We start from the raw sequence: 23,729 nt of genomic DNA on the forward strand, positions 1-23,729 counted from the left end.
CGTTCCATCAGGGCTTGCCCGGTGGTGAGCGTAGTGCGGTGCGCGTTAATAAACCCGCAACCGTTACAAGTAATCCCGGCCGGGTTGGCAATAATCACCTCGGCTTTATGCCCGGCCACTTCAATCCAGCCGTTGAGGTGACTGCGGTCGTGGCTGTTGACTTCATTGAGGATAACGCTGGCGTCCCCTTTGGCTAACCACGGATTGCCCGCCACCATGCCGCCGAGTTGCGTCTGCGTGGCCTGATGGCTGTTATTGAGGATAACCCCTTGTTTATCCACATCAAACTGACGGTAGCTGTTGTGGGAAACGCCATCAGAGCCGGGCGTCTGGATATTAACCTGCGGCGTACCGTTGGCGCTGCGAATGACGGTCGGTTGCTGACGCCCCGGCGCCTGTCCGTCGGCCACAATCGCGGCCTGTGCAGTGAGTGAAATCCCGCCAAGGGCGAATAACACCCCAAACCGTAGCGCAGTAAGCCGACAACAACGTTGCGGTGAAGAGGGGCGACGAGTACGACGTCCGGTTCGTCCCTGTCCGGCACACACTATCTCGGCCACTACCATCCACATCTGGCGGGCCTGATTAAAGATAATACGATATAACTGCTGGTTCATGATTTTTGCTCCACACAACACTACCCACTGGCAGTTTTGCTATTTGAATTAATACTGCCAATACAGGTTGAATCCGGCCGTGACCGGGGAGGTTTGGAAACTGGCGGGTTTGGACAGCGGGACACCGACAAACAAGTCGTAGCTCACCCCTTTCAGGCTGCCTCGCCAGCCCAGGGCGCTCCCCGCCAGGTGTTTTCCGAGCAGCGCGTCACTGCCCCGTCCGCCCACTTCGCCATAGTCGATCCCCAGATACAGAGACTGCCCTTTCAGCGGGGTTTGCCAGTCCAGTTCGTTACGGCTGTACCAGCCCCGGTCAGCGGATAAGGTCAACTCACCATCAAAGCCGCGTACCGTCCAGCGGCCGCCAATGGAAAAGCGATCCTGGGGCGTCAATGGGCTGGCGCTTATCTGGCGCAGATACTGGGTTTGATAAGAAAAGGGTTGAGAAAACAGCGTTAACGGCCCGGCCAGCGTCGCCGAGAACTGGGTGATTTTAGGTAAAGCGGTCCCTTCGTTGCGGTACTCTTCCGGCGCCGGTTGTGCGCCAAACCAGCGCATGCCCTGTTGGTAAGTGACTTTGGTATCCAGATTTGCGTTGCCGATAGTGTGATGATGGGACAGTCCCAGCTTCCAGCCTGCGGTTTCCCGGCGCTGAACATCGATTTCAGTGTTATCAATAAAATTGCGGGACGCCCGGCGATAAATTTCACCGTTAAGCAGGGTTTTCTGGTCGGCGTTGCGGTGTAAAACCCGACTGAGCTGGACCGCCAAGTTTTGGCTTTTGCCCCGGTATTGAATCGCCTGATTCAGCCCGGCGATTGTTTGAATATAATCGTAATGACTGGCGGTCACGCTCGCCATCCAGTAGCCGAAGGGCAGCGAGTAATAGAGCGTGTCGTTTTGGCTGCCTTTCCCGGCAGACGCATGAATATCGCGCCCCCCGGAGAGATAGAACAGGTCGCTTAACGCCAGCGGGTTATCCAGAAAAAAGGTGAGTCCGCCCTGATAACGGCCGGTGCTTTTGGACCCGGTATCATCCAGATACGTGGCGACTCGCCAGTGCCGGGACTGACGCCAGTCCAGCACAATATCACTCTCCCCCGGTTGCGCTGCCGGGACAATGTTCATCTCCGCCTGAACGGTCGGGAAACGTTGCAAGTTTTCCAGTCCCTGCTCAATGTCCCGTAAATCCAGCAATTTTCCTTCACGCGCGGGAAAGGGGGTTATCCGCTGGATATATTTTCCGCTGTCAGGGGTATAGCGGATATGCCGGATGTTGCCCGGTATCATCACCAGTTTTAGCGTTTGGGTACGCAGATCCTGACGAGGAACCAGAACCCGACTGGTGACATAGCCGTGATTAATCAGCTGATCTTGCAATTGGGTCATCAGCCGGTTAATGCCCTGAGCGCCGAGGCAATGGTTTTCGCCCTGTTGGGCGACCCGTCTGAACGGCAACCAGTGCGGGAAATTTTCAGTGCCGGCCAACACGACGCGGGTGATCGGAAAACACGGCGTTTCCAGCGGAAATGCAGATGACACCGCCTGTTCGGGTACCGACAGATGAACCTCCGCAGGGGGTGGAGCTAATTGCGCCTCCAGAGCTTGCTGGCGCGCCTGTTGATGAATGAGTTGTTGTGCTGAGAGGTCTGCGGCCTGACTGCCTGAAACCACGCTATAAAAAACCGCAAACACTAAGATACTGCTTTTCATTGACTTTCTATTCCACAATGATGAAGCGGTATTAACCATGAATTTAGCTTAGTGATCAACATTTAGGATTGATGATCGACTGGACATCTAAAATGAGGGGATTGGTTAAGATAGCAGCAAAAACAAGAGGTTATATTGCAAGGCAAAAAACAGGCAATGTGATTATTTTGTGACAATATTGTATAAAAAACAGATTAATATTAATCATTTAATAACCAATTCTAATAATTTCAAATTAATTTCATTTTTTGTGTCAATTATGTGATTTATATCACATTTATAATGTTTGGTTTCAGAATGAAATCACTGTCAAAGTGATGTTTGTCGTAAATTAGTGATGAAATGTCATCTTTTTTGATTAGGTTAGATGGTAACTTTTAGCTCAGTTGGCAGAAAAGTAAGACGCTGTATACCCTTATTGTTAAGCTCAATAGCAAACAGGCATCAGAAATCACGAAAACTGCCGTGAAAGTGTTATACGAGTTAAAACAAAAGGTTAATCACATTCGACAACGGTTTAGTGCTTGCAGAGCATGAACTCATCAGTGAAAAATTAGAGGCACAAATTTACTTTGATCACACCCCTACTCATCTCTGGAAAAGAGGGATCAATGGATTAATCAATCAATACTTTCAAAGGGAACCGATTTTAATGAAATCTCTGATCAGGAAATAAATTTCGTGGTAAACCGATTCAATAATCGCTCCCGAAAAACTCGGAGGGGTAACACCCAATGAATTATTTAAAGCAATACGGATATGTTTCACTTCCAGAGTAACGATATTGCACTTATTATGTAAATCTTTCCTACACTATTAATAGGGTCATTCAAAGTTATCCACCTTAATAAAAACCTACTTTTTATTTTGAGAAAAATAACTTCCTCACCAAAGCGATTATAAATTAATTTTAAAATAACATTTAGCAATAATCAGTATAGATATCCCAGTAACTCTCTAACAGAACAATGGACTAAGAAATAATAATAATATGAAATACCCGATTATAGTTATACTGATGAGGAAATTAACCAAAGAGGAGAATGATAATGTCTATATCCCTTGAGTACTTTCAATCTGCGAAATTTGACGGCAATTTATATCTCAAATGTCACGGTGAAATTAGTAACAATACACAAATAAAATACGCCGTAACCAATTTGAATACAAAAGAGATATATGAATGTTATAGTGAAGATAATCAACTCGCCTGCTTGACTTCACTAAAATCCGCAAATTATACAATAGAAACCACCCTTGTTCAGGATGGTAGAATAATTGCTACTCTTACACCAGAAAATATAGAAATAAAAGAATCAGATTTCTTGTTTGATATCAATAAGAAAATCGATGAGATAGATAAAAACAAAAGTGATAATATCGATATTAACCATATACCACCGAAAAAAACATTCCTAAAAGATAACACTATCTCTTTAAAAGGAAATAATGACATCCCAAATAAAGATTTAAAGTATAATCTTGAAATTATGTTTTCCCCTGATGGATTAAAAAAATTTGAAATAGAAAAAGATAATTTATTACCTATTTTTAATTCATATAAAAGCGTAATAGAGATAAAACCTGTTTTTAATCAAAAAGATTTAGATAAGAAAATCTGGAAAACACCCGAATTCAGTAAATTAACTCATCTTTACAAGATAGAGGCTGATATTAATCATGCTGATTTAGTCAAGTTAGCCAATGAACTAGAGAAACTGGATTATGTCGAATTTTGCTCCCTGACACCGATTTTGAAAGAGCTACCGCCACCACCTTTGCTTCTGTCCGAAGAAGAAACCACAATTCCTGAATTTGATACTACTCATATCGTTACACCTGATTTTTCACATCTACAGGGATACTTAGATGAACACAACGGTATGAATATTAGAAAAGCCTGGGATGAAGGTTATAAAGGCAAAGGCGTCACTGTACACCATCTTGATTTTGGCGTTTATAGAAACCATGAAGATTTAGTTGGTAATATTACGGTTATCAACAGCCGTCCAGAAACACAAGATTGTAATCACGGCACAGCAGCTACCGGCTGTATTTCTGCAAAAGATAATAAATTCGGTGTGACGGGTATTGCTCACGAATGTCAACTCCGTTTTTATGATGTCGATGATTTTGATAGAATAATATATAGCTTTTTGCCCGGAGATATTATTAGTTTAAATATTCAAACTGTAGCCAATAATAGATATTATCCTTTTACCTACCTCAAATCTAATTGGCAAAAAATAAAAAGTTGTGCTGATGCAGGGGCAATCATTATTTTCGCTTCTGGTAATAGTGGTATTAATTTAGCCTATGACTTCACTTTCCCTAATTATGGCGATCCTGGCGGTATTATGATCGGTGCCTGTACATCAATTAATGGACACCGATTAGGCTTTTCCAATCATAATCTTTACACCAGTTTAAATTCCTGGGGTGAGAATGTCACAACTACTGGGTATACAAACTTACAGTATCTACCAGGAAATAATAGAAATTATACTCGCAGTTATAATGGCACATCCAGTGCTACACCTTTAGTCGCAGGTGCATTAGCACTTATTCAGTCCTATGCTAAATCAAAATATCATAAATATCTTAATTGCACTCAAATAGCAACACTGGTTAGAAGTAGCGGTTCTACAATAGGAGAACTACAAGGAATCGGCACACGACCAAATGTCGCAAATGCTTTCAAATTAGTTGATCGTCTGTTTTCTTAATTCAGATAAATGATTTCAAATTAAAGTAGCGATATTTTATCAAGGCCACCCGTTATTCTACGGGGGCCTTATATTAATTAAATAATTAATGCAGTTTTAATCGTGGGCGAATTACACGGTTAATGCCGCCAACAAGCATCATCAAACCCGTTTTGATATATCCATGTAAGGCTACCTGATGCATACGATATAAAGAGATATAGACAGCCCGAGCTACACGCCCTTCTATCATCATTGACCCACGCATTAAATTACCCATCAAACTACCCACCGTACTGAATTTAGATAATGACACTAATGAGCCATGATCTTTATAGGTATATTCTTTTAACGACTTGTCATGCAACAAGGCAATAATATTACTATAACAGCGGCTGGCCATTTGATGAGCCGCTTGCGCCCTTGGTGGAACAAAGCCGCCTTCCTTCTTCGAGCATGATGCGCAATCACCAATGGCAAAAATATGCTCATCAAATGTCGTTTGCAGCGTTGGCTTCACCACTAACTGATTAATCCGGTTGGTTTCAAGTCCGGCAATATCTTTCATAAAATCAGGTGCTTTGATACCAGCAGCCCATACCATAAGATCAGCCTTAATCAGCTCACCCTCTTTAGTATTCAGCCCATGCTCATCAGCACTGGTCACCATAGTTTTAGTTAATACATGAACGCCAAGTTTGGTAAGTTCCTGATGTGCCGCAGCAGAAATACGTGCCGGCAATGCAGGCAAAATTCGCTCCCCTGCTTCAACTAACGTAACGTTCAATGCTTCTGAACTTAGCCCTTCAAAACCATAACTGTTAAGCTGTTTTACCGCATTGTGCAATTCCGCTGATAACTCAACCCCTGTCGCACCACCGCCAACGATAGCAATATTAACCTTATCTTGCTGACCGCAGTTTGCAGAATACTTAAGAAACAGATTCAACATTTCATTATGGAAACGATGAGCCTGTTGCGGGTTATCCAAGAAGATACAATGCTCTTTCACACCTTGTGTATTAAAATCATTAGATGTACTGCCGAGAGCCATAACCAGAATGTCATAGCTCAATTCACGTTCAGGCACCAGGACTTCGTTATATTCATCCCTGATTTCAGACAAAGTAACTTTTTTGCTATCACGGTGGATATCAGTCAACGTCCCTAATTGGAAACTGAAATAGTGGTTACGGGCATGAGCCAGATAACTCAACGCATCAACTCCATCGTCAAGGGAGCCGGTGGCTACTTCATGTAATAACGGCTTCCATAGGTGACTTTGGTTACGATCCACCAGCACAATTTCTGCTTTCTTCTTGCGACCTAACTTATGCCCCAGACTGGTTGCCAGTTCCAAACCACCAGCACCTCCACCAATGATAACAATTCTCTTCTTTGGTGTTGTCATGACTACTCCACTAAAATGTAAACCAAATGTTATTTAAGGGCAGTAAAATAATACCTTTAAATAACATTTAATCTTATATAAATAACTGATGTGATAATTACAGAATATCATGACTGGTTAGTGGCTCATACCAAAATTGAACAACATCAAATTCTTTTGAATAAATAAACATCAATCACAAAATTTGTCAATTTATTTTCAATCGGTTGGATTCAGCTCTTATTTCTTTCACTTCCCCATTTACACAGGAAATAAAATATGAGCTAAAAAAGCTCTTAAATCGGATATCAATGAAATTTTAGGAATACGACCATGCTGGACGCATAAAAAAGAAGGCGCTTTCCCGCATAAATAATCACCAATAAAGGTAATCTCTCTGGCAATAGAACAAACACTTGAAAATGGATAATACGAGTAAAAAGTACTTAAAAGTTATATACATTAAACAGTGCACATCAAGTTCAATCAACGAGAGTGCATATTTCCATCACACAGCATCCCTGCTCATTCATACTTCTTTCTATCCAGCAAGACAAAAAGTACGATGCCCAATAAATTCTCGGCTTGGTTTGGCAACAATCTCAATGTCATATCCAAGGCGGTTAAGACATTCCATTAACTTCTTCTCAGACAAGTTGAGAACACTTCCGTTATACAAAGCAGAAACTCGTGGTTGCGATAACCCAATGCGTTTTGCCGCTTCTGTTTGATTGAGCCCCAGTTTTTCAATTATGTTTATGATTTGGATAGCCAGATCAGCTTTGAGCTTCATATCTTCTGCACCAGGTAAATTTAGATCAGCAAAAATGTTACCTGAACCAATTTCAAAATCATTTTCATCATATCTTGCCATTTTTTATATCCTCATAAATCTGTTTAGCTTTATCAAGTCAAGATCTAATAAGATCGACATCAACTTTAGACGTAGAAATTCCTTTTTTTGATTTCTTCTGAAAACAATGTGGGACAAATACTATGTTTTCAAACTTTACAGTGTAAATTGCACGATAAGTATTCCCATCATAATTCTCCACAACCTCTAAAACCCCTGTACCATGAAAGCCTGAAAGGGGTTTTACATTGGGATGAGCCATACCCATTTGCGCAAAGTGCAAGGCATAACCAATCGTTTTAACAACTTCCTCCGGTTGAGCCAACAGATCTTTCTTACTACTGCCAACCCAAACTAATGATTCTACTTTCCCGCTATGCATTGCTCCAACCATCTCTAGATTCGATGCAGCAATTATTACAAAACTGGTATAAAAAACCATTAAAAAACTCTCATAAAATGAGGTTTATCGCCCTTTAATAAAAAACTGCTTTAATTTTCAAAAAGAACTACTGGTTAATACCAATGATCATAAGTTTTATGTTTTGTTTAAAAGAATTAATATGATCATCAACATAAATTCGAAGAAATCCGTTGTTTTTAACCAAAACTTATTACCTCACACAATCTTGCCATTGCTGATGCAAAGCCGTTAACGCTTTATTAGCCTGCTGCCAACGCTTTGAATTCTTCAATTCATTCAGGCTGTATTGACCACCTCGATGATACAATTCTGATAATTTCTCCACTTTGGTCAACGGCAGGTTATCAAGCACGCTAACCGCTCCATCACGGTTATTACAGATCAAAATCATGTCACAACCGGCATTCAGTGCTGTCTGTCCGCGTTCAACGTAACTTCCCATCATCGCTGCCCCTTCCATAGAGAGGTCATCGGAAAATATCACACCATTAAACCCTAATTGCTGACGCAGCACCGATTTTAACCAATATGAAGACCCGCTGGCGGGATGCTCATCTACCTGAGAATAGATCACATGAGCCGGCATAATCGCATCCAACAGATTACGCTGGATAAAATCACGGAAAATAGACATGTCATGACGACAAATCGCTTCCAGCGAGCGATCATCACAGGGAGTTTCTTTATGAGAATCAGCATTGACAGCACCATGCCCCGGAAAATGTTTACCCGTCGATTTCATACCAGCAGAATGCATGCCTTTAATAAAGCACTCCGCCATCATCTTGGCCTGTTCAAGATCTTCATGGAATGAACGTTCACCAATAGCCACACACTGGTGACCTAAATCCAAAACCGGCGCAAAACTGATATCAATATCCATAGCAATCATTTCAGACGCCATCAACCAACCCGCTTCTTCCGCCAATTGAGCGCCATTAAGATTATCTCCCAATCCAGCAAAAGATTGAGCCGCTGGTAAGCAAGTGAAACCTTCACGGAAACGCTGAACTCTGCCCCCTTCTTGATCAACAGCAATCACAAGACGATGACGGGAAGCCTTGCGAATCTGACGTACTAATTCTCGTAATTGCTCAACATCATAAAAATTACGGGTAAACAGAATTAATCCGCCCACTAATGGATGTTGCAAAATTTCCTTCTCTTCACTATCCAATTCATAACCAACAACATCTAACATGACCGGACCCATAACATTCCTCACTTGTATTCATATATTGCAATCAATGCAGTAGTGATAGATTTAAAACGTTAGACCAAAAGAGAGACGTAACGGCTGCGCTAATTCTAAAAATTGTGGATCGCCACTCTGTCTCCAACGCACTTCAAACCACATCAAAATCATGTAATCAACCCAAGGTTGCCAACGTTTAATCTGGCGCTCTAATCGGGTTCGATCTAAGTATCCTGATGGCTGACTACAGTAGTCGTTCAAAAAATCTTGCTGCTGCGGCTTATCCCAATGATTAGTGCGAAACAGTGCCGCTAGCTCAAACCCAATATCAGTATCAGTTGCATATTCCCAATCAATGAGTTTCAACCCCCGAGAAGTATTAAGCAAATTACCGTAATGCACATCCATATGAGCGGGTGATAATTTTAGTATTGAAGGCATTGGAGATGACATAAAACGTTTATGCAACCGCAACCAACGGGGAGTAAGACGCGTTTTATCAATTTGCAACCAGTGGCTTTCTAGCTGATGCCGTAGTTGAAGCCGGTAACCAAACAGAGGCTGGTGATGCAAAATAGCCAGTAATACCGCTAATTTCTGCAAAAAATCAGGCTGAGAAAACTCATTTTGCCCAATAATATGACCGGGCAACCACTCCAATAACAGCCAGTGAGGAACCATTGCTATGACTTTCGGAGCAATTTTTACCTGGCTGAGATGACGCAAAATGACGCTTTCACGCTGACGATTAACGCCAAGCTGTTTCCCCTGCTGCCGCTGCCTACGGCCGACAACATGATATTCACCGTTGGTGGCATAATAACTCTCATTTGTGAGCCCGCTTAACGGTCTTATTTTCCAATCGCTTACCTCGGTATGCGGCCATTGCTTGCACAATGCCCGCAACAAACAATTATGATTATTTAATGTCACCGTGCCCTGACCAGAGAATTTCGCCCGTCTGCACTAGCATCAGTTGCATGACGATATCACGCTTATCACTGTTGCCTGAAATTATGGAATAGAGAACATAATCCGCATTCAAATAACGTGCCAGGCCAATCGCTTTACTGCGCAATCCCAGACTATCTTCTTCAGATAAGCCTAGAGATTGACGGGCATTTTGCACCTGATTTTGCGGTACTAATTCAAAAACATGCTTGCTACTGATTGCCTGAGACAAAGCCTCCGTTGCTTGCATGATTTGTAATGCGCCATTGGTATTGTTTTTTACTGTATCAACTAATAGTAACTTCCCGTTTTCCAATCCATGAGCCTTAACGAGTTGCTCTATTAATGGTTGTATCGTACCTTCCCAATCAGTCGTGCGCATTTTAGGGGGCTCTGGCACCTTTTCAGTTGGCGGCGTCGGTTTTTCCGATGGAGTCACGGGTACAACTGGCGTCGGGGGTTCAGGCTGCTCCGGTGGCAAAGATGGACATCCAGCCAAAAACATAACCGATAGCGCTATAAAAAGAATTCTTCTCATTAACCTATTCCAATTACAGAGTTTTAAAAACAGATAAGTTTTCGCTGTGACAGCAGCAACATACTATCGGTTCAACTCCAATGATAAATTCTCAGCATTTATTAAAAAATCGAGTATTAAAAAATCGAGATATTCGAGGACATCTTGGAATAAACATCCCCGAATATCTGCCTACATACATGAATTTTGGTACTTCACATCATCTCGTCAGTAATGGCCCTAAATGGCGACCACCAATCAAATGCATATGAATATGATAAACTTCCTGTCCCGCATGGCGGTTACAGTTCATAATCAAACGATATCCATCTTCAGCAATGCCTTCTTGTTCAGCAATTTTTGCTGCAACCGTCATCATTCGTCCTAACGCTGCTTCATGCTCCGGTTTAACATCGTTCACTGTTGGGATCAGGACATTTGGAATAATCAGAATATGGGTCGGTGCCTGTGGAGAAATATCGCGGAATGCAGTGACCAGATCGTCCTGATAAACAATATCAGAAGGTATTTCACGGCGAATAATTTTACTGAAAATAGTTTCTTCTGCCATCACATTTTCCTTTTATTCAAAAAATAACAGATATATGAACGCCTACAAGCCAAAGATTCAAGTTGATAAATCAGATTTTGTCTACATCAACATGAAATAAATCGCAAAAATTCTGTGTGGTCACCTCTGCCAATGTTTCAACACTCACACCTTTGAGCACAGCCATATATTCCGCAACATCACGTACATATGCAGGTTGGTTCTCTTTGCCACGATGAGGTACGGGAGCAAGGTAAGGAGAATCGGTTTCAATCAGAATACGATCCAACGGTACATATCTCGCCGCTTCACGAATCTGCTCTGCATTACGGAAGGTGACAATACCAGAGAATGAAATATAGAAGCCCAAATCCAGCAATTCTCCCGCCGTATCTTTATCTTCCGTAAAACAGTGCAAAACACCACCACACTCTTGTGCCTGTTCTTCACGCAATACCTTTAAAGTATCTTCACGAGCACTACGGGTATGAACGATAACAGGCTTGTTAAATTTGCGTCCAATACGGATATGTTCACGAAATGAGGTTCGCTGTAATTCAGCATTATCCTGTTGATAATAGTAATCCAATCCAGTTTCACCTAGTGCGACAACTTCATTCCCGGCCGCTAAACGTGCCAACTCATCAAAGTCATAACCTTCATCCAGATTAAGTGGATGAATACCGCAGGAAAAGACGATATTTTCCCGTTTACCAATTAGAGTTTTCATTTGCTGGAAACCGGGTAGCGTCGTCGCTACTGCCAGCATAAATTTAACCTCCCGATCTGCCGCTTTTGCAACAACATCATCTACATTTTTATGTAGGTTTTCATAATCGAGACAATCGAGATGACAATGCGAATCAACTAACAACATATTTAAACTCGTATACAAAAAGATTTCAGGGTTATGAAATAAACTGTTTTTCCCAATTGAGCAACTGTTCTGCCAACAACAATTCCCAATTTACGCCCACCACTGAAAGCAACTGATGACGACAAGACATCCAATCATCAACGCTTTGCAGCAAAACAGCCATAGTATGCATGGAACTTAATTGATAAATCAGCGTTTGTTGATCCTGATTGATGCAATAACGCTGTACCTGCCGTTGCCACTTCACTGCATCAAGCAACAAACTGATAAGCCAATGAAGGCGTTGCGGCGCATTTTCATGATTCAGTTGGGGTAAAAGTGACAAAATATCACGTTTGTCCAAAGCCTGTTTGACAGCCTGGCAAAACAACTCCCGTATCTGCCATTGCTCCGGTTGCAATAATTGTTCTGCTGCTATTGGCGCCCCCTGAGACAATTTCAACGCTGTCATTGCATCGACCGAAGAAATTAAAGGCAACTGTTTTTGCAACCAATAAAGGCTACTTTCCGTTTCAGGTACCGGCAGAAAATAGTAAAAACAACGGCTACGTAAAGTTGCCAAAAGGCTGGCTGGTTGCCGGCATTCCAGAAGAAAATAGGTATGTTCCGGCGGCTCTTCCAACGTTTTCAATAATGCATTAGCCGCAGCATCTGTCAAACACTCAGTCAAAGGTAACCAGACAATTTTTACCCCGCCTTGCTGAGAACGACTATAGAGCTTTTCCGTAATCTGCCGTACCGCTTCCACACCAACGCTGGTTTTACCCTTCTCCGGAGACATAATGTGCCAATCAGGATGGGTCTCTGCCATCATCAAGTGACAACTATGACACTTCCCACAACTTTTCATCTCCTGCCTATTCTGACACATTAACCATCGGCTTAATCCATAGATCAATACATCGGCCCCAGTACCTGCATTAGCATGAACCAATAAAGCGTGATGGCCTCGTCCTTGCCGGTGAGATTCCACCAACTGACGATATGCCTGATTAAGCCACGGATACCAATTCATCAGCCATTTTCCTGCTGCTTTAGCCACTGCCCAAGCACCTGATAAATATCTGCTTGTACCTGCTCTATTGGTTGAGCCGCATCAACGGTCACAATACTCTTATCCTGTGCTGCAAACTCCAAGTAACGACTACGAGTACGATTAAAAAAATCCATCGACTCTTTTTCAATTCGGTCTAACTCTCCACGTTCGCGAGCGCGCAGTAAACCAATCTGAGGAGGAATATCAAGATAAATAGTCAGGTCAGGGTGAAAATCGCCAAGCACGGTATTACGTAGCGAAGTCATCAAGTTTTTATCAATACCACGCCCACCCCCTTGATATGCCTGGGAAGAGAGGTCATGACGATCACCCACAACCCATGTACCGCGAGCCAAAGCAGGTTTAATCACATTTTCGACTAATTGGACTCTGGCTGCATATAACATTAATACCTCTGCTTTATCTGTCAGAGATTCACCTTCAACGCCTTGCTTAATTAATCCACGTAATTTTTCTGCCAGTGGTGTTCCACCCGGCTCCCGGGTAAAAATTAAATTCTGAATACCGTGCTGCTGCAATATTTCAACGACTGTTTTCATCGCTGACGTTTTTCCTGCGCCTTCCAGCCCTTCAATAACAATAAATTTGCCGTTCATTTGTCCTGTTTTAACCTCTGACGGTAAATATTTACCGCCTTGTTATGCGCAGCCAGATTGGTCGTAAAAGTGTGACCACCTTTACCATTCGCCACAAAATAGAGAAATTCAGTTTTTGCCGGATGGGCAGCCGCTTTTATGGAAGCAAGGCCAGGCATCGCAATCGGTGTGGGTGGCAGGCCATTAATCATATAAGTATTGTAGGGCGTCAATGTCGTTAAATCTTTACGAAAAATAGTGCCTGTGTATTTTTCACCTAAACCATAAATCACGGTCGGATCAGTTTGAAGCCGCATGTTCAACCGTAAGCGATTAATAAATACAGAAGCCACTTTTGTCCGCTCAGCCTCAACACCCGTCTCTTTTTCAATAATCGACGCCATAATCAACATTTCATAAACATTCTTATAGGGCAGATTTTTGTCACGCCCTTCCCATTCCTCTTCAAGCGCCATTTTCATCTGTCGATACGCTCGTTTCAGCAATGCCACATCGCTTGTACCTGCCGTATAGTGATAAGTATCAGGATAAAGCCATCCTTCCAAAGTATCTGTATCTTTTATATCGAGTATCTCAGCCAACTCCTGAGCATTTTTATTATCCAGTTCATGCTTAAGATATTCAGATTGCTGTAATATTTTCCACCAATCAGATAAACGGCTACCCTCAACAAAACGGACCGTAAATTGCGCTTCTTTACCACTAGAGATTAATTGCAACATTTCCCGCAAAGTCATTTCGCGTGTCAATTGGTAAGTTCCCGCTTTAAATTTAGCAAGTGTTGGCTCCAGCCTTAATAACCAAGGGAAAATATGACTATCTTCAATCAAGTTATCCTGAACCAGTAACGCTTCCAAACCATGACGACCAATACCTGCGGGTAAGGTAAATATTCGATCCTGTTTAATTGTTAGTGTTTGATCCGCAAACTTTTCAACTTTTTTATAACCAGCATAGAGTAATATTGCTGCCGTAATGACCATCAAAACCAATAGAGCAAAAAGACGTTTTTTTCGTTTCATCAATTAATCTAATCACTTAAACAGATCGTGAATTACAACTTCAGGCATTCAGGAAGCAAATAATCATAAAGCTCCCTTGACTGATATTCCCATTTGGGCTGATTTTCATTAGCTTGAATTTCCCTAACAGGTATCACTGGCATTAAAGAATTACAGACTATCACCTCATCTGCATCAGCCAATGTTTCGGGATAACAGTTTACACAGGAAAAGTAATAATCGCTTTCCGATAATAACGCGATTATTCTTTCCCGCATCACACCTTCGACACCACAACTTCGTAAATCAGGAGTATACACACCTTTTCCTTTACGCCAGAAAATGTTTGCAGTACAGCATTCAATCAACAAACCATCCGTATTAAGTACCAGAGCTTCATCAGCATTCGATTTTTCGATAAATGTTTTAATCAATATCTGTTCTAATCGGTTAAGGTGTTTAATTCCAGCAAGATAGGGGTTTATTCCCATCGCTACCGGACTGAGCACCATAGATAAACCTTTCTGACGCTGTTTCAAATATTTGTCGGGATAAGGGCTCAGAGACAAGATCTGATTAGGTTGCGTAAACCCCTGAGCACTATAGCCACGTCCTCCGGTTCCACGGGAAATAATAACTTTAAGTACACCTTGTTCAGTCGTGGAAGCAATCTGTCTTATATGGCTTTCAAGCTGTTGCCAATCAGGTTGTGGAAGATATAACCTTTCAACACCCTTTTGTAATCTTTGGATATGCAATGGCAATAAAGCAGCCTGCCCCTGTTCTATTTTTGCTGTTGTGAAACAACCATCACCGAATTGAACTGAACGATCATCGGCAGGTAAATAGTCGCTCCGCTCCCCATTAATCCAATACATATAACTTTATTCTTAATTACTCAAAAAAGGCATTTCAATCAATTTATCAACAAGCGCTATCATAGTATATCGCTGACACGAGTGCAAAAATGCCCATAGTTCTTGCCACAAAAAAAGCTCCAATAATTATTAACTATTGGAGCTCTTTCATCTATCACCTCTCGACATTTACAAAACCATACCAAGAGGCTCTCAACATCAACAGCAACTTTCTGTAATATCAGGCTTTGTCTGTCAATTAGGTTTATATCTTACGAAAAATCAGTGAGCCGTTAGTACCACCGAAGCCGAAAGAGTTACACAATGCATATTCCATCCCCTCTACCTTACGGGACTCATTCGGCACGAAATCCAGACGGCAGTTCTCATCCTGATTTTCCAGGTTGATAGTTGGCGGAACAATCTGATCACGCAATGCCAGGATAGTAAAAATAGACTCAACCGCACCCGCAGCACCCAACAAATGACCCGTCATTGATTTGGTAGAGCTCACTAAAACATCAGTGCCTTCACCAAACACGGACTCAACTGCATGGGCTTCCGCTAAATCGCCAGCTGATGTTGAAGTACCGTGAGCATTAATATAGCCCACTTGCTTGGTAGTAATACCGGCATCTTTCAGCGCATTTTCCATCGCCAGAGCAGCACCTGCGCCATTTTCTGGTGGTGACGTCATATGATAAGCATCACTGCTCATGCCAAAGCCAACGATTTCTGCGTAAATTTTCGCACCACGTCTCTTCGCATGCTCATACTCTTCCAGTACCAAGATACCGGCACCATCCCCTAGTACAAAGCCATCGCGTTCTTTATCCCACGGACGACTTGCACCTTGTGGATTATCGTTACGAGTAGATAAAGCACGGGCAGCGCCAAAACCACCAACCCCCAGAGGAGTACTGGCTTTTTCCGCACCACCCGCCAGCATAATGTCAGCATCATTATAAGCAATAATACGGGCAGCATGACCAATATTATGTACACCTGATGTACATGCTGTGGCGATAGAAATACTTGGACCACGCAAGCCGTATATAATACTCAGATGACCTGCTACCATGTTTACGATCGTAGAAGGTACGAAGAATGGGCTGATCTTACGAGGACCATTCGCCACCAATGCCCCGTGATTTTCTTCAATCAGACCCAAACCACCAATACCAGAACCAATAGCAGCACCAAAACGACTAGCATTGGCTTCTGTTACTTCAATTCCGGAATCTTCAATGGCTTGCACACCCGCTGCAATACCATATTGAATGAAGTCATCCATTTTTCGTGCATCCTTGCGCGAAATATTGAAATCTTCATGATTAAAATCTTTAACCAGGCCAGCAAACTTAGTTGCATGGTGACTGGTGTCAAAATGGTCAATAAGGCTGATACCACTCTGTCCGGCACAAACAGCTTTCCAAGAAGATTCTGCTGTATTACCGACAGGAGATAACATGCCTAGTCCGGTCACAACTACTCGACGCTTAGACACGCTTATCCTCCAGGGAGGGAAATTATTTAGGGCAGAAACATAGGCGGTCGAATGACCGCCTAGGTGTGTTCACTTATTCGCTTTGGTTCTGGACGTAGTCAATAGCTGCCTGAACTGTAGTGATCTTTTCTGCTTCTTCATCTGGAATTTCGATATCGAACTCTTCTTCCAGAGCCATTACCAGTTCAACTGTGTCAAGAGAATCAGCGCCCAAGTCATCTACAAAAGAAGCTGAATTAACAACTTCTTCCTCTTTAACACCAAGTTGTTCAACGATGATTTTTTTAACGCGTTCTTCAATAGTGCTCATGCTATTAAATTTCCTATCAAAATTCGCTTTCGCGATGGTTTTCGTAGTTTATAAAATACAGGAAAAGATGCAACCCAATCCCGGCTGGTCGAACCACAAACTTGCACTATTTTGCGTTATTTGACACAAAAAATGCAACTGGTTCGCTCATTTTTTAGTTCATGTACATGCCGCCATTGACATGTAATGTTTCGCCTGTGATGTAAGCCGCTTCATCAGAAGCAAAGAAAGCTACAGCACTAGCAATTTCTTTTACATCCCCAAGCCGCTTAGCGGGGATATCATTCGAAAAGTTCGCCAACTGTTCCTCTGGCAATGCTTTTAGCATATCAGTTTCGATAAGCCCTGGCGCAACAACGTTAACAGTAATACCGCGGGAAATCACTTCGCGAGCCAATGTCTTACTGAAACCAACAAGACCTGCTTTCGCTGCTGCATAGCTTGCTTGCCCAACGTTCCCCATCGATCCAACAACAGAGCCAATAGAGATAATACGGCCATAACGTTTTTTTATCATGAAGCGCATTGCCGCTTTTGTCATACGGAAAACGGATGAAAGATTAGTGTCAATAACATGCTGCCACTCATCATCCTTTATGCGCATCACCAAGTTATCACCCGTGATGCCCGCATTATTCACTAAAATGTCAATCCCACCCCACTCTGCTCGGATAGTAGACATAAGCTGTTCAATCGATTCCGGATTAGTGACATCCAGTACAAAACCTTTACCTTTTTCACCAAGATAAGCACTGATGACTTCAGCGCCTTTTTCACTTGTTGCTGTACCAATGACATAGGCTCCACGCTCTGCTAATAGCTCAGCAGTTGCACGGCCAATCCCACGGCTAGCACCTGTTACTAATGCAATCTTTCCGTCTAATCTCATATTGCCCTCAGTTATTTTCCAATGCGGTTATTAGTGAAGTTGTGTCATTAACTGCTGCTGCGCTTAAGGTATTGACAATTCGTTTATTTAAACCTGTCAAAACTTTACCTGGCCCTATTTCTAATAGCTGTCCAATACCCTGTCCAGCAATAAATTCAACTGTGTCTGTCCAACGAACAGGATTATAGAGTTGTCGTACCAGTGCATCACGAATAGCTTCAGCAGATTGTTCTATTTTCACATCAACATTATTTATCACTGGGAACTGAGGATAGCTGAATTCAATTCCTTCCAAAACAACTGCCAGCTTGTCTGCGGCGGGTTTCATTAGCGCACAATGCGACGGTACACTGACTGCCAAAGGCAAAGCCCGTTTCGCGCCTGCGGCTTTACATGCACCACCAGCACGCTCTACCGCCTCTTTCTCACCTGCAATAACAACCTGACCAGGTGAGTTGAAGTTAACAGGAGAAACAATTTGCCCCTGAGCAGCTTCTTTACAAGCACGGTCAATGGATTCATTATCTAAACCAATAATAACATACATTGCACCAACGCCTTCAGGTACAGCTTCTTGCATCAATTTGCCGCGTAGTTCAACAAGTCTGATTGCTTGTTTGAAATCGATGACGCCTGCACAAACCAATGCAGAATATTCTCCAAGGCTATGCCCGGCCATCAGTGATGGCGCTTTTCCGCCTTTTTCCTGCCAGACCCGCCAAATAGCAACCGATGCTGCCAACAACGCGGGCTGAGTTTGCCATGTTTTGTTTAGTTCTTCTTCTGGCCCTTGTTGAACCAATGCCCAGAGATCATATCCCAGCACATCAGACGCTTCAGCGAAAGTTTGCTCGACAACCGGGAACGCTGTGGCCAAATCAGCCAACATACCAAGGTCTTGAGAACCCTGACCAGGAAATACCATTGCAAATTCAGACATAGACATGTTCATCTTCCTGTCAAATTAAAAACGTATCAGTGCTGAACCCCAAGTAAGGCCACCACCAAAAGCCTCAATTAAGATTAACTGACCACGCTTAATCCGGCCATCACGCACTGCTTCATCAAATGCTGTGGGGACCGATGCCGCAGAAGTATTACCGTAACGATCCAGCGTTACTACTACTTTATCCATTGTCATATTTAATTTTTTAGCTGTCGCTGCGATAATACGCAAATTAGCCTGATGAGGCACTAACCAGTCCAACTCGCTATACGACAAGTTATTCGCATCTAAAGTTTCATCAACTATGTTAGCCAATTCACGAACTGCAATCTTAAATACTTCATTACCGATCATACTGGCATACGCTGGTTCTTTTAGATTCTGACGCTCCTGATAAGGCAATACCAGCAATTCACCATAGCTACCATTTGCATGAAGGTGAGTTGAAAGAATTCCTGGCTCATTAGAAGCCCCTACCACCATAGCGCCTGCACCATCGCCAAACAGGACAAGTGTTCCGCGATCTTCTGGATCAAGCGTTCTGGTAATAGAATCAGAACCAATAACCAATGCATGTTTTACCACACCGGTTTTAATAAACTTATCAGCAATACTCAGTGCATAAACAAAACCAGAACAAGCAGCTGAAATATCAAAAGCCGCTGAATTTTGGGTACCCAACATGTGCTGAATTTGGCACGCAGAACTAGGGAAAGCATGAGTGGATGAAGCTGTTGCAACAATGATTAAATCAATCTGATCTTTATCAATGCCCGACATTTCAATTGCTTTCTTTGCGGCCCGAAACCCCATAACCGCAACGGTTTCATCATCAGTAGCAATACGACGTTCGCGGACACCTGTACGGGTAACAATCCACTCATCAGAAGTATCTACCATTTTTTCTAAATCAGCATTAGTACGCACTTGCGCAGGCAGATAACTACCTGTACCTAAAATTTTTGTATACATGTATGTTCAGTCACTCTTGGGTAATGCTGTTTCCAGGCGTGCAGCAATTCTATCAGGAACCTGCCTTTCAACGGCCTGAACAGCCTGTTCGATTGCGGCTTTAAACGCATGCTCATTAGCCGCCCCATGGCTTTTGATTACAATTCCATATAATCCTAACAGACATGCGCCATTATACTGGTCAGGGTTCAGGTGACCGAAGCGTTTTGTCATCCGTTTTTGCAACCACTTCTTGACGATTTTCAACAACCAGGAAAACTTTTTCTTTTGTCCATCCGATGATTTAAGCAGGGATAAGATAATTCTGATCGCCCCTTCCATCGTTTTTAACGTTACGTTACCTGCGAAGCCGTCACATACCAATACATCACTCTTACCTGTCAGCAATTCATCACCTTCCAGATAACCAATGTAATTTATTGTCGGAATGCGCTTTAAAATAGTGGCGGCTTCGCGGATATTATCCAGCCCTTTACTCTCTTCCGTACCAATGTTAAGCAATGCTACCGCGGGATTAACCACCCCCACGACTTCCTCGGCCATTACTGAACCCATAATGGCGAATTGTACCAACATGCGGCTATCGCAATTAACATTGGCACCTAAATCCAATACAACCGTTTCCCGCTGTTTCAAGTTTGGCAACACGGTCATCAAAGCAGGTCTTTCAATGCCTTCTATAGATTTTAGCATTAATTTAGATAACCCCATCAATACTCCGGTATTTCCTGCACTGACACACGCCTGCGCTTCACCTGATTTCACTAAATCCAGAGCGATACGCATTGACGTTCCTCGGCTGTTACGAATCGCTTGCGATGGTTTCGCATCATTAGCCACAACCCGTTCAGCAGGAACCACTTGTAAACGACTGAGCAACTTAGCATCGCTATTTACAAGCATCGGAGAAATGATATCGGGGATCCCAACCAGCAATAATTTAAGTCTAGGGTTAGACGCCAGTGCCTGCAATGCAGCAGGCACCGTAACGCGAGGACCAAAGTCCCCGCTCATGGCATCTAACGCTAAAGTCAGATTAGTCAAGGTATCAACTTGCTAATGACTGGCGGAGATTATTTGTTGATGACTTTGCGGCCACGGTAGTAGCCATCAGCAGTCACATGGTGACGCAGGTGAGTTTCACCAGAAGTTTTATCTACAGACAGTAATGGTGCAGTCAGTGCATCGTGTGAACGACGCATACCACGTTTAGAACGAGTTGGTTTATTCTGTTGTACGGCCATTGACCTTACTCCTTAAGTACTTTTCTTTAAGCTGGCTAATACGGCAAATGGGTTTGGTTTTTCAGCCTCTAGAGGTAATTCGCCAAACACCATGTCCGCCTCGGACACTTCACAGTGTTCAGAATCATGTACCGGAACCACCGGCAGAGAAAGAATTATTTCATCTTCAATCGTTGCCAGCAAATCTATTTCACCAAATTCGTTAACGTCGATTGGCTCATATTCTTCCGGTAATGCTTCAGCCTGTTCATCATTGACGACCGGGCTAAAACAATATGTTATGTGAACGTGATGGCTGAAATTACCGCCACAACGCTGACATTCAAGCGTAACATCCACATCGGAATGCCCACGCACAACTGCCAGACGTTGGTTATCTATCTGAAACGATAAAACGCTGTCTACATCATTGTCCACGCTAACCACAGATTCCGCGATACGCAAAACTTGCTCAGGTGAATAACTACCTGCGTAGTCTAATCGTTTCTGAGCTGCGCGAAGCGCATCAATGGTCAGGGGTAATTTTACCTTTTGCATAAGGCGCGCATATTATCTTTGTAATGAGATATAGTCAAAGAAAAAGGCCACACATCTGTACCTTTCCGCCAAATATTCGCTTATTAAGCTGCGCCTAGTTTAAAATGCCTGCAATTATTTCGCCATGTCTTTTGGAAAAATTATGACACAAATCATTTTAGCTTCCACCTCAGCTTATCGCCGCATGTTACTGGAAAAACTTCGTTTACCCTTTATATGTGCAGCTCCTGATACTGATGAAGCACCTCGAATGAATGAAAATGCAGAACAGCTCGTTATGCGTTTGGCACAAGCTAAGGCACAGGCATTACAAGCAAAATATTCTCAGCATTTGATTATTGGTTCTGATCAGGTCTGTGTTATTAATGGCGAAATTACCGGCAAGCCTCACAGCTTTGAAAATGCATTTAAACAATTACGGCAAGCCAGTGGTCATTGCGTCACCTTTTATACCGGCATTTCTCTCTTTAACAGCAAAACAGGAATAGCTGATACCCGTTGTGAATTATTCAATGTCTATTTTAGAGAGCTGACTGATGATGAAATTTGGGCTTATTTAACTGCGGAAAACCCCCTTAATTGTGCCGGAAGCTTTAAAAGCGAAGGGTTAGGAATTACTTTATTTGAACGACTGGAAGGGAAAGATCCGAATACGCTAATCGGTTTACCATTAATTACATTGACTGAATTATTAATCCGCCAGGGGGTAAACCCACTGACGGCGATAGGTTAATTACTGTGATTTTGACGTAGCGTTTTTATACAATAGCGCAATTGCTCATCCATCGGCGCTTCAAGACGTAATATCTCCCCCGTCGAAGGATGAGTAAATTTTAGCGCGCTGGCATGCAAAAATAGGCGGTTAAGACCCGTATCTGACAATTGTGAATCAAAAACTTTATCGCCATAACGATCATCAAAAGCGATAGGATGCCCAGCATATTGAGCATGAACACGGATTTGATGAGTCCGACCTGTTACTGGGCTAGCTTTCACTAACGTTGCATTAGTAAAACGCTCTTCTACTTTAAAACGTGTTTCCGAAGGCTTACCTTCACTGCTTACTTTAACAATCCGCTCACCACTTTGTAGGATATTTTTCAGCAATGGCGCCTGAACAACTTTACAATTTGATTGCCATTGTCCTCGTACTAAAGCCAAATAATCTTTCTGCATCTGTTTAAGTCGTAATTGCTCGTGCAAAGCTCGCAAAGTTGAGCGCTTTTTAGCAATTAACAGAATTCCAGAGGTATCACGATCCAAACGATGCGCCAACTCGAGGAATTTTGCTTCCGGACGCAAAACCCGTAACCCTTCAATAACACCAAAACTTAAGCCACTACCGCCATGAACGGCCGTACCAGAAGGTTTATTGAGCACCAAAATATGGTCATCTTCGTATAAGATACAGTCACCTAATGCAACGACTTTATCCAGTTTAGCTGAAACTGGCGCCTCTTGCCGTTCTGCAACCCGAACCGGCGGAATTCTGACGACATCTCCCGCAGACAACTTATACTCAGGCTTTATCCTACCTTTGTTTACCCGAACTTCACCTTTACGCACAATCCGGTAAATCATGCTTTTAGGAACCCCTTTCAAACGCGCTAATAAAAAATTATCAACACGCTGTCCGGCCTCATCGTCATCAATAGTGACAAATTGTACAATTTGATTATTCGTTTTCATGATAGCAATTTTAATTATCACTCAAGCAGAGTGCTACTCATTTTTAAATATGTGTAAAAATTACGCATACTTTCTGGCTGTTACCTTTCCTACTTTAAGATAAAGATTAAATATTAACTATTTCTTCCTATTTCATCAGAAAAACCGCTTAAAGACATAAAGTCACCTTGCTATCACCCCAACAGCAATGGAATAATACGTAGCCACCATCAGTTTTTTAATCCTGAATGGCGAAGTTAAACGTTTGTTCTTTATTTGATTGCACAAAAACGCAGCAATGGCGTAAGACGTACTGGGAAATCAAATAATTAGCGGGCTACGGGTAGCAGATT

The 23,729-nt window shown here is 42.7% G+C and carries 25 protein-coding genes and 1 pseudogene; 3 read left to right on the forward strand and 23 right to left on the reverse strand.

The window, feature by feature from the left end:
* Together OO184_RS10985 and OO184_RS10990 are read right to left on the reverse strand one after the other, a co-directional pair.
* Positions 1-617: two-partner secretion domain-containing protein (locus OO184_RS10985; protein ID WP_265379221.1), on the reverse strand; the 617-nt coding region annotated here is incomplete at its 3' end.
* Positions 618-665: 48 nt separating this feature from the next.
* Complete coding sequence (locus OO184_RS10990) at positions 666-2,330, reverse strand: ShlB/FhaC/HecB family hemolysin secretion/activation protein (protein ID WP_265379222.1); 1,665 nt, start codon at positions 2,328-2,330, stop codon at positions 666-668.
* Between the two features lie 399 nt (positions 2,331-2,729).
* Here OO184_RS10990 and OO184_RS10995 point away from each other — a divergent pair.
* A pseudogene (locus OO184_RS10995) lies at positions 2,730-3,150 on the forward strand (transposase family protein); the annotation flags it as partial.
* A 229-nt stretch (positions 3,151-3,379) separates the two neighbouring features.
* Entirely contained in the window at positions 3,380-5,056 is a 1,677-nt protein-coding gene (locus OO184_RS11000; protein WP_265379223.1) for a S8 family peptidase, read from the forward strand.
* 85 nt (positions 5,057-5,141) lie between these two features.
* On the opposite strand, the gene OO184_RS11005 is transcribed toward OO184_RS11000, so the two are convergent.
* The 20 genes from OO184_RS11005 to yceD form a co-directional block, all read right to left on the reverse strand.
* The gene (locus OO184_RS11005) at positions 5,142-6,446 is read right to left on the reverse strand and encodes an NAD(P)/FAD-dependent oxidoreductase (protein ID WP_265379224.1); all 1,305 of its coding nucleotides are present in this window, start codon (positions 6,444-6,446) and stop codon (positions 5,142-5,144) included.
* 520 nt (positions 6,447-6,966) lie between these two features.
* A complete protein-coding gene (locus tag OO184_RS11010) occupies positions 6,967-7,299 on the reverse strand; it encodes a helix-turn-helix domain-containing protein (RefSeq protein ID WP_265379225.1) in 333 nt (110 codons plus the stop codon).
* Positions 7,300-7,336: 37 nt separating this feature from the next.
* A complete protein-coding gene (locus OO184_RS11015; protein WP_265379282.1) occupies positions 7,337-7,660 on the reverse strand; it encodes a type II toxin-antitoxin system RelE/ParE family toxin in 324 nt (107 codons plus the stop codon).
* Between the two features lie 232 nt (positions 7,661-7,892).
* Positions 7,893-8,915, reverse strand: coding sequence for a beta-N-acetylhexosaminidase (nagZ, locus tag OO184_RS11020; RefSeq protein ID WP_265379226.1), 1,023 nt, complete (start codon positions 8,913-8,915; stop codon positions 7,893-7,895).
* A 51-nt stretch (positions 8,916-8,966) separates the two neighbouring features.
* Positions 8,967-9,830 (reverse strand): thiamine kinase, encoded by an 864-nt coding sequence (gene thiK, locus OO184_RS11025; RefSeq protein ID WP_265379227.1) that lies wholly within the window; start codon positions 9,828-9,830, stop codon positions 8,967-8,969.
* Positions 9,817-10,386, reverse strand: coding sequence for a penicillin-binding protein activator LpoB (gene lpoB / locus OO184_RS11030; RefSeq protein WP_265379228.1), 570 nt, complete (start codon positions 10,384-10,386; stop codon positions 9,817-9,819). The genes thiK and lpoB overlap by 14 nt, the downstream gene beginning before the upstream one ends.
* 199 nt (positions 10,387-10,585) lie before the next feature.
* A complete protein-coding gene (hinT, locus tag OO184_RS11035; RefSeq protein ID WP_265379229.1) occupies positions 10,586-10,936 on the reverse strand; it encodes a purine nucleoside phosphoramidase in 351 nt (116 codons plus the stop codon).
* A 70-nt stretch (positions 10,937-11,006) separates the two neighbouring features.
* Positions 11,007-11,792: a metal-dependent hydrolase gene (locus OO184_RS11040; protein WP_265379230.1), complete on the reverse strand. Its 786-nt coding sequence runs from the start codon at positions 11,790-11,792 to the stop codon at positions 11,007-11,009.
* A gap of 31 nt (positions 11,793-11,823) precedes the next feature.
* Positions 11,824-12,807, reverse strand: a complete 984-nt coding sequence (gene holB, locus OO184_RS11045) for a DNA polymerase III subunit delta' (RefSeq protein WP_265379283.1) — start codon at positions 12,805-12,807, stop codon at positions 11,824-11,826.
* The gene (gene tmk, locus OO184_RS11050) at positions 12,807-13,445 is read right to left on the reverse strand and encodes a dTMP kinase (RefSeq protein ID WP_265379231.1); all 639 of its coding nucleotides are present in this window, start codon (positions 13,443-13,445) and stop codon (positions 12,807-12,809) included. Before tmk ends, holB begins: the two co-directional genes overlap by 1 nt.
* Positions 13,442-14,467 carry an endolytic transglycosylase MltG gene (gene mltG / locus OO184_RS11055; protein ID WP_265379232.1) on the reverse strand — a complete coding sequence of 342 codons (1,026 nt, stop codon included), beginning with the start codon at positions 14,465-14,467 and terminating at the stop codon, positions 13,442-13,444. Before mltG ends, tmk begins: the two co-directional genes overlap by 4 nt.
* Positions 14,468-14,499: 32 nt before the next feature.
* Entirely contained in the window at positions 14,500-15,324 is an 825-nt protein-coding gene (gene pabC / locus OO184_RS11060) for an aminodeoxychorismate lyase (RefSeq protein ID WP_265379233.1), read from the reverse strand.
* A gap of 244 nt (positions 15,325-15,568) precedes the next feature.
* The gene (gene fabF, locus OO184_RS11065) at positions 15,569-16,810 is read right to left on the reverse strand and encodes a beta-ketoacyl-ACP synthase II (protein WP_265379234.1); all 1,242 of its coding nucleotides are present in this window, start codon (positions 16,808-16,810) and stop codon (positions 15,569-15,571) included.
* A gap of 73 nt (positions 16,811-16,883) precedes the next feature.
* Complete coding sequence (acpP, locus tag OO184_RS11070; RefSeq protein ID WP_011147052.1) at positions 16,884-17,120, reverse strand: acyl carrier protein; 237 nt, start codon at positions 17,118-17,120, stop codon at positions 16,884-16,886.
* Between the two features lie 154 nt (positions 17,121-17,274).
* On the reverse strand, positions 17,275-18,009 hold the full coding sequence (fabG, locus tag OO184_RS11075; protein ID WP_265379235.1) for a 3-oxoacyl-ACP reductase FabG: 735 nt from the start codon (positions 18,007-18,009) through the stop codon (positions 17,275-17,277).
* Positions 18,010-18,016: 7 nt separating this feature from the next.
* Positions 18,017-18,949 carry an ACP S-malonyltransferase gene (gene fabD, locus OO184_RS11080; protein WP_265379284.1) on the reverse strand — a complete coding sequence of 311 codons (933 nt, stop codon included), beginning with the start codon at positions 18,947-18,949 and terminating at the stop codon, positions 18,017-18,019.
* A 24-nt stretch (positions 18,950-18,973) separates the two neighbouring features.
* Positions 18,974-19,927 carry a beta-ketoacyl-ACP synthase III gene (locus OO184_RS11085; protein WP_265379236.1) on the reverse strand — a complete coding sequence of 318 codons (954 nt, stop codon included), beginning with the start codon at positions 19,925-19,927 and terminating at the stop codon, positions 18,974-18,976.
* Positions 19,928-19,933: 6 nt separating this feature from the next.
* Positions 19,934-20,971 (reverse strand): phosphate acyltransferase PlsX, encoded by a 1,038-nt coding sequence (gene plsX, locus OO184_RS11090; protein ID WP_265379237.1) that lies wholly within the window; start codon positions 20,969-20,971, stop codon positions 19,934-19,936.
* 29 nt (positions 20,972-21,000) lie between these two features.
* Positions 21,001-21,171: a 50S ribosomal protein L32 gene (gene rpmF, locus OO184_RS11095; protein ID WP_011147057.1), complete on the reverse strand. Its 171-nt coding sequence runs from the start codon at positions 21,169-21,171 to the stop codon at positions 21,001-21,003.
* A gap of 12 nt (positions 21,172-21,183) precedes the next feature.
* Positions 21,184-21,708 carry a 23S rRNA accumulation protein YceD gene (yceD, locus tag OO184_RS11100; RefSeq protein WP_049584611.1) on the reverse strand — a complete coding sequence of 175 codons (525 nt, stop codon included), beginning with the start codon at positions 21,706-21,708 and terminating at the stop codon, positions 21,184-21,186.
* Between the two features lie 142 nt (positions 21,709-21,850).
* On the opposite strand from yceD, the gene OO184_RS11105 reads away from it, so the two are divergent.
* Positions 21,851-22,441 carry a Maf family protein gene (locus OO184_RS11105; RefSeq protein WP_265379238.1) on the forward strand — a complete coding sequence of 197 codons (591 nt, stop codon included), beginning with the start codon at positions 21,851-21,853 and terminating at the stop codon, positions 22,439-22,441.
* Here the strand turns inward: OO184_RS11105 and rluC are convergent.
* Positions 22,438-23,397: a 23S rRNA pseudouridine(955/2504/2580) synthase RluC gene (gene rluC / locus OO184_RS11110; protein WP_265379239.1), complete on the reverse strand. Its 960-nt coding sequence runs from the start codon at positions 23,395-23,397 to the stop codon at positions 22,438-22,440. The two genes, OO184_RS11105 and rluC, sit on opposite strands and share 4 nt — an antisense overlap.
* Positions 23,398-23,729: the final 332 nt, after the last annotated feature.

This window comes from Photorhabdus aballayi, from assembly GCF_026153155.1.
Classification (GTDB): Bacteria; Pseudomonadota; Gammaproteobacteria; order Enterobacterales; family Enterobacteriaceae; genus Photorhabdus; species Photorhabdus luminescens.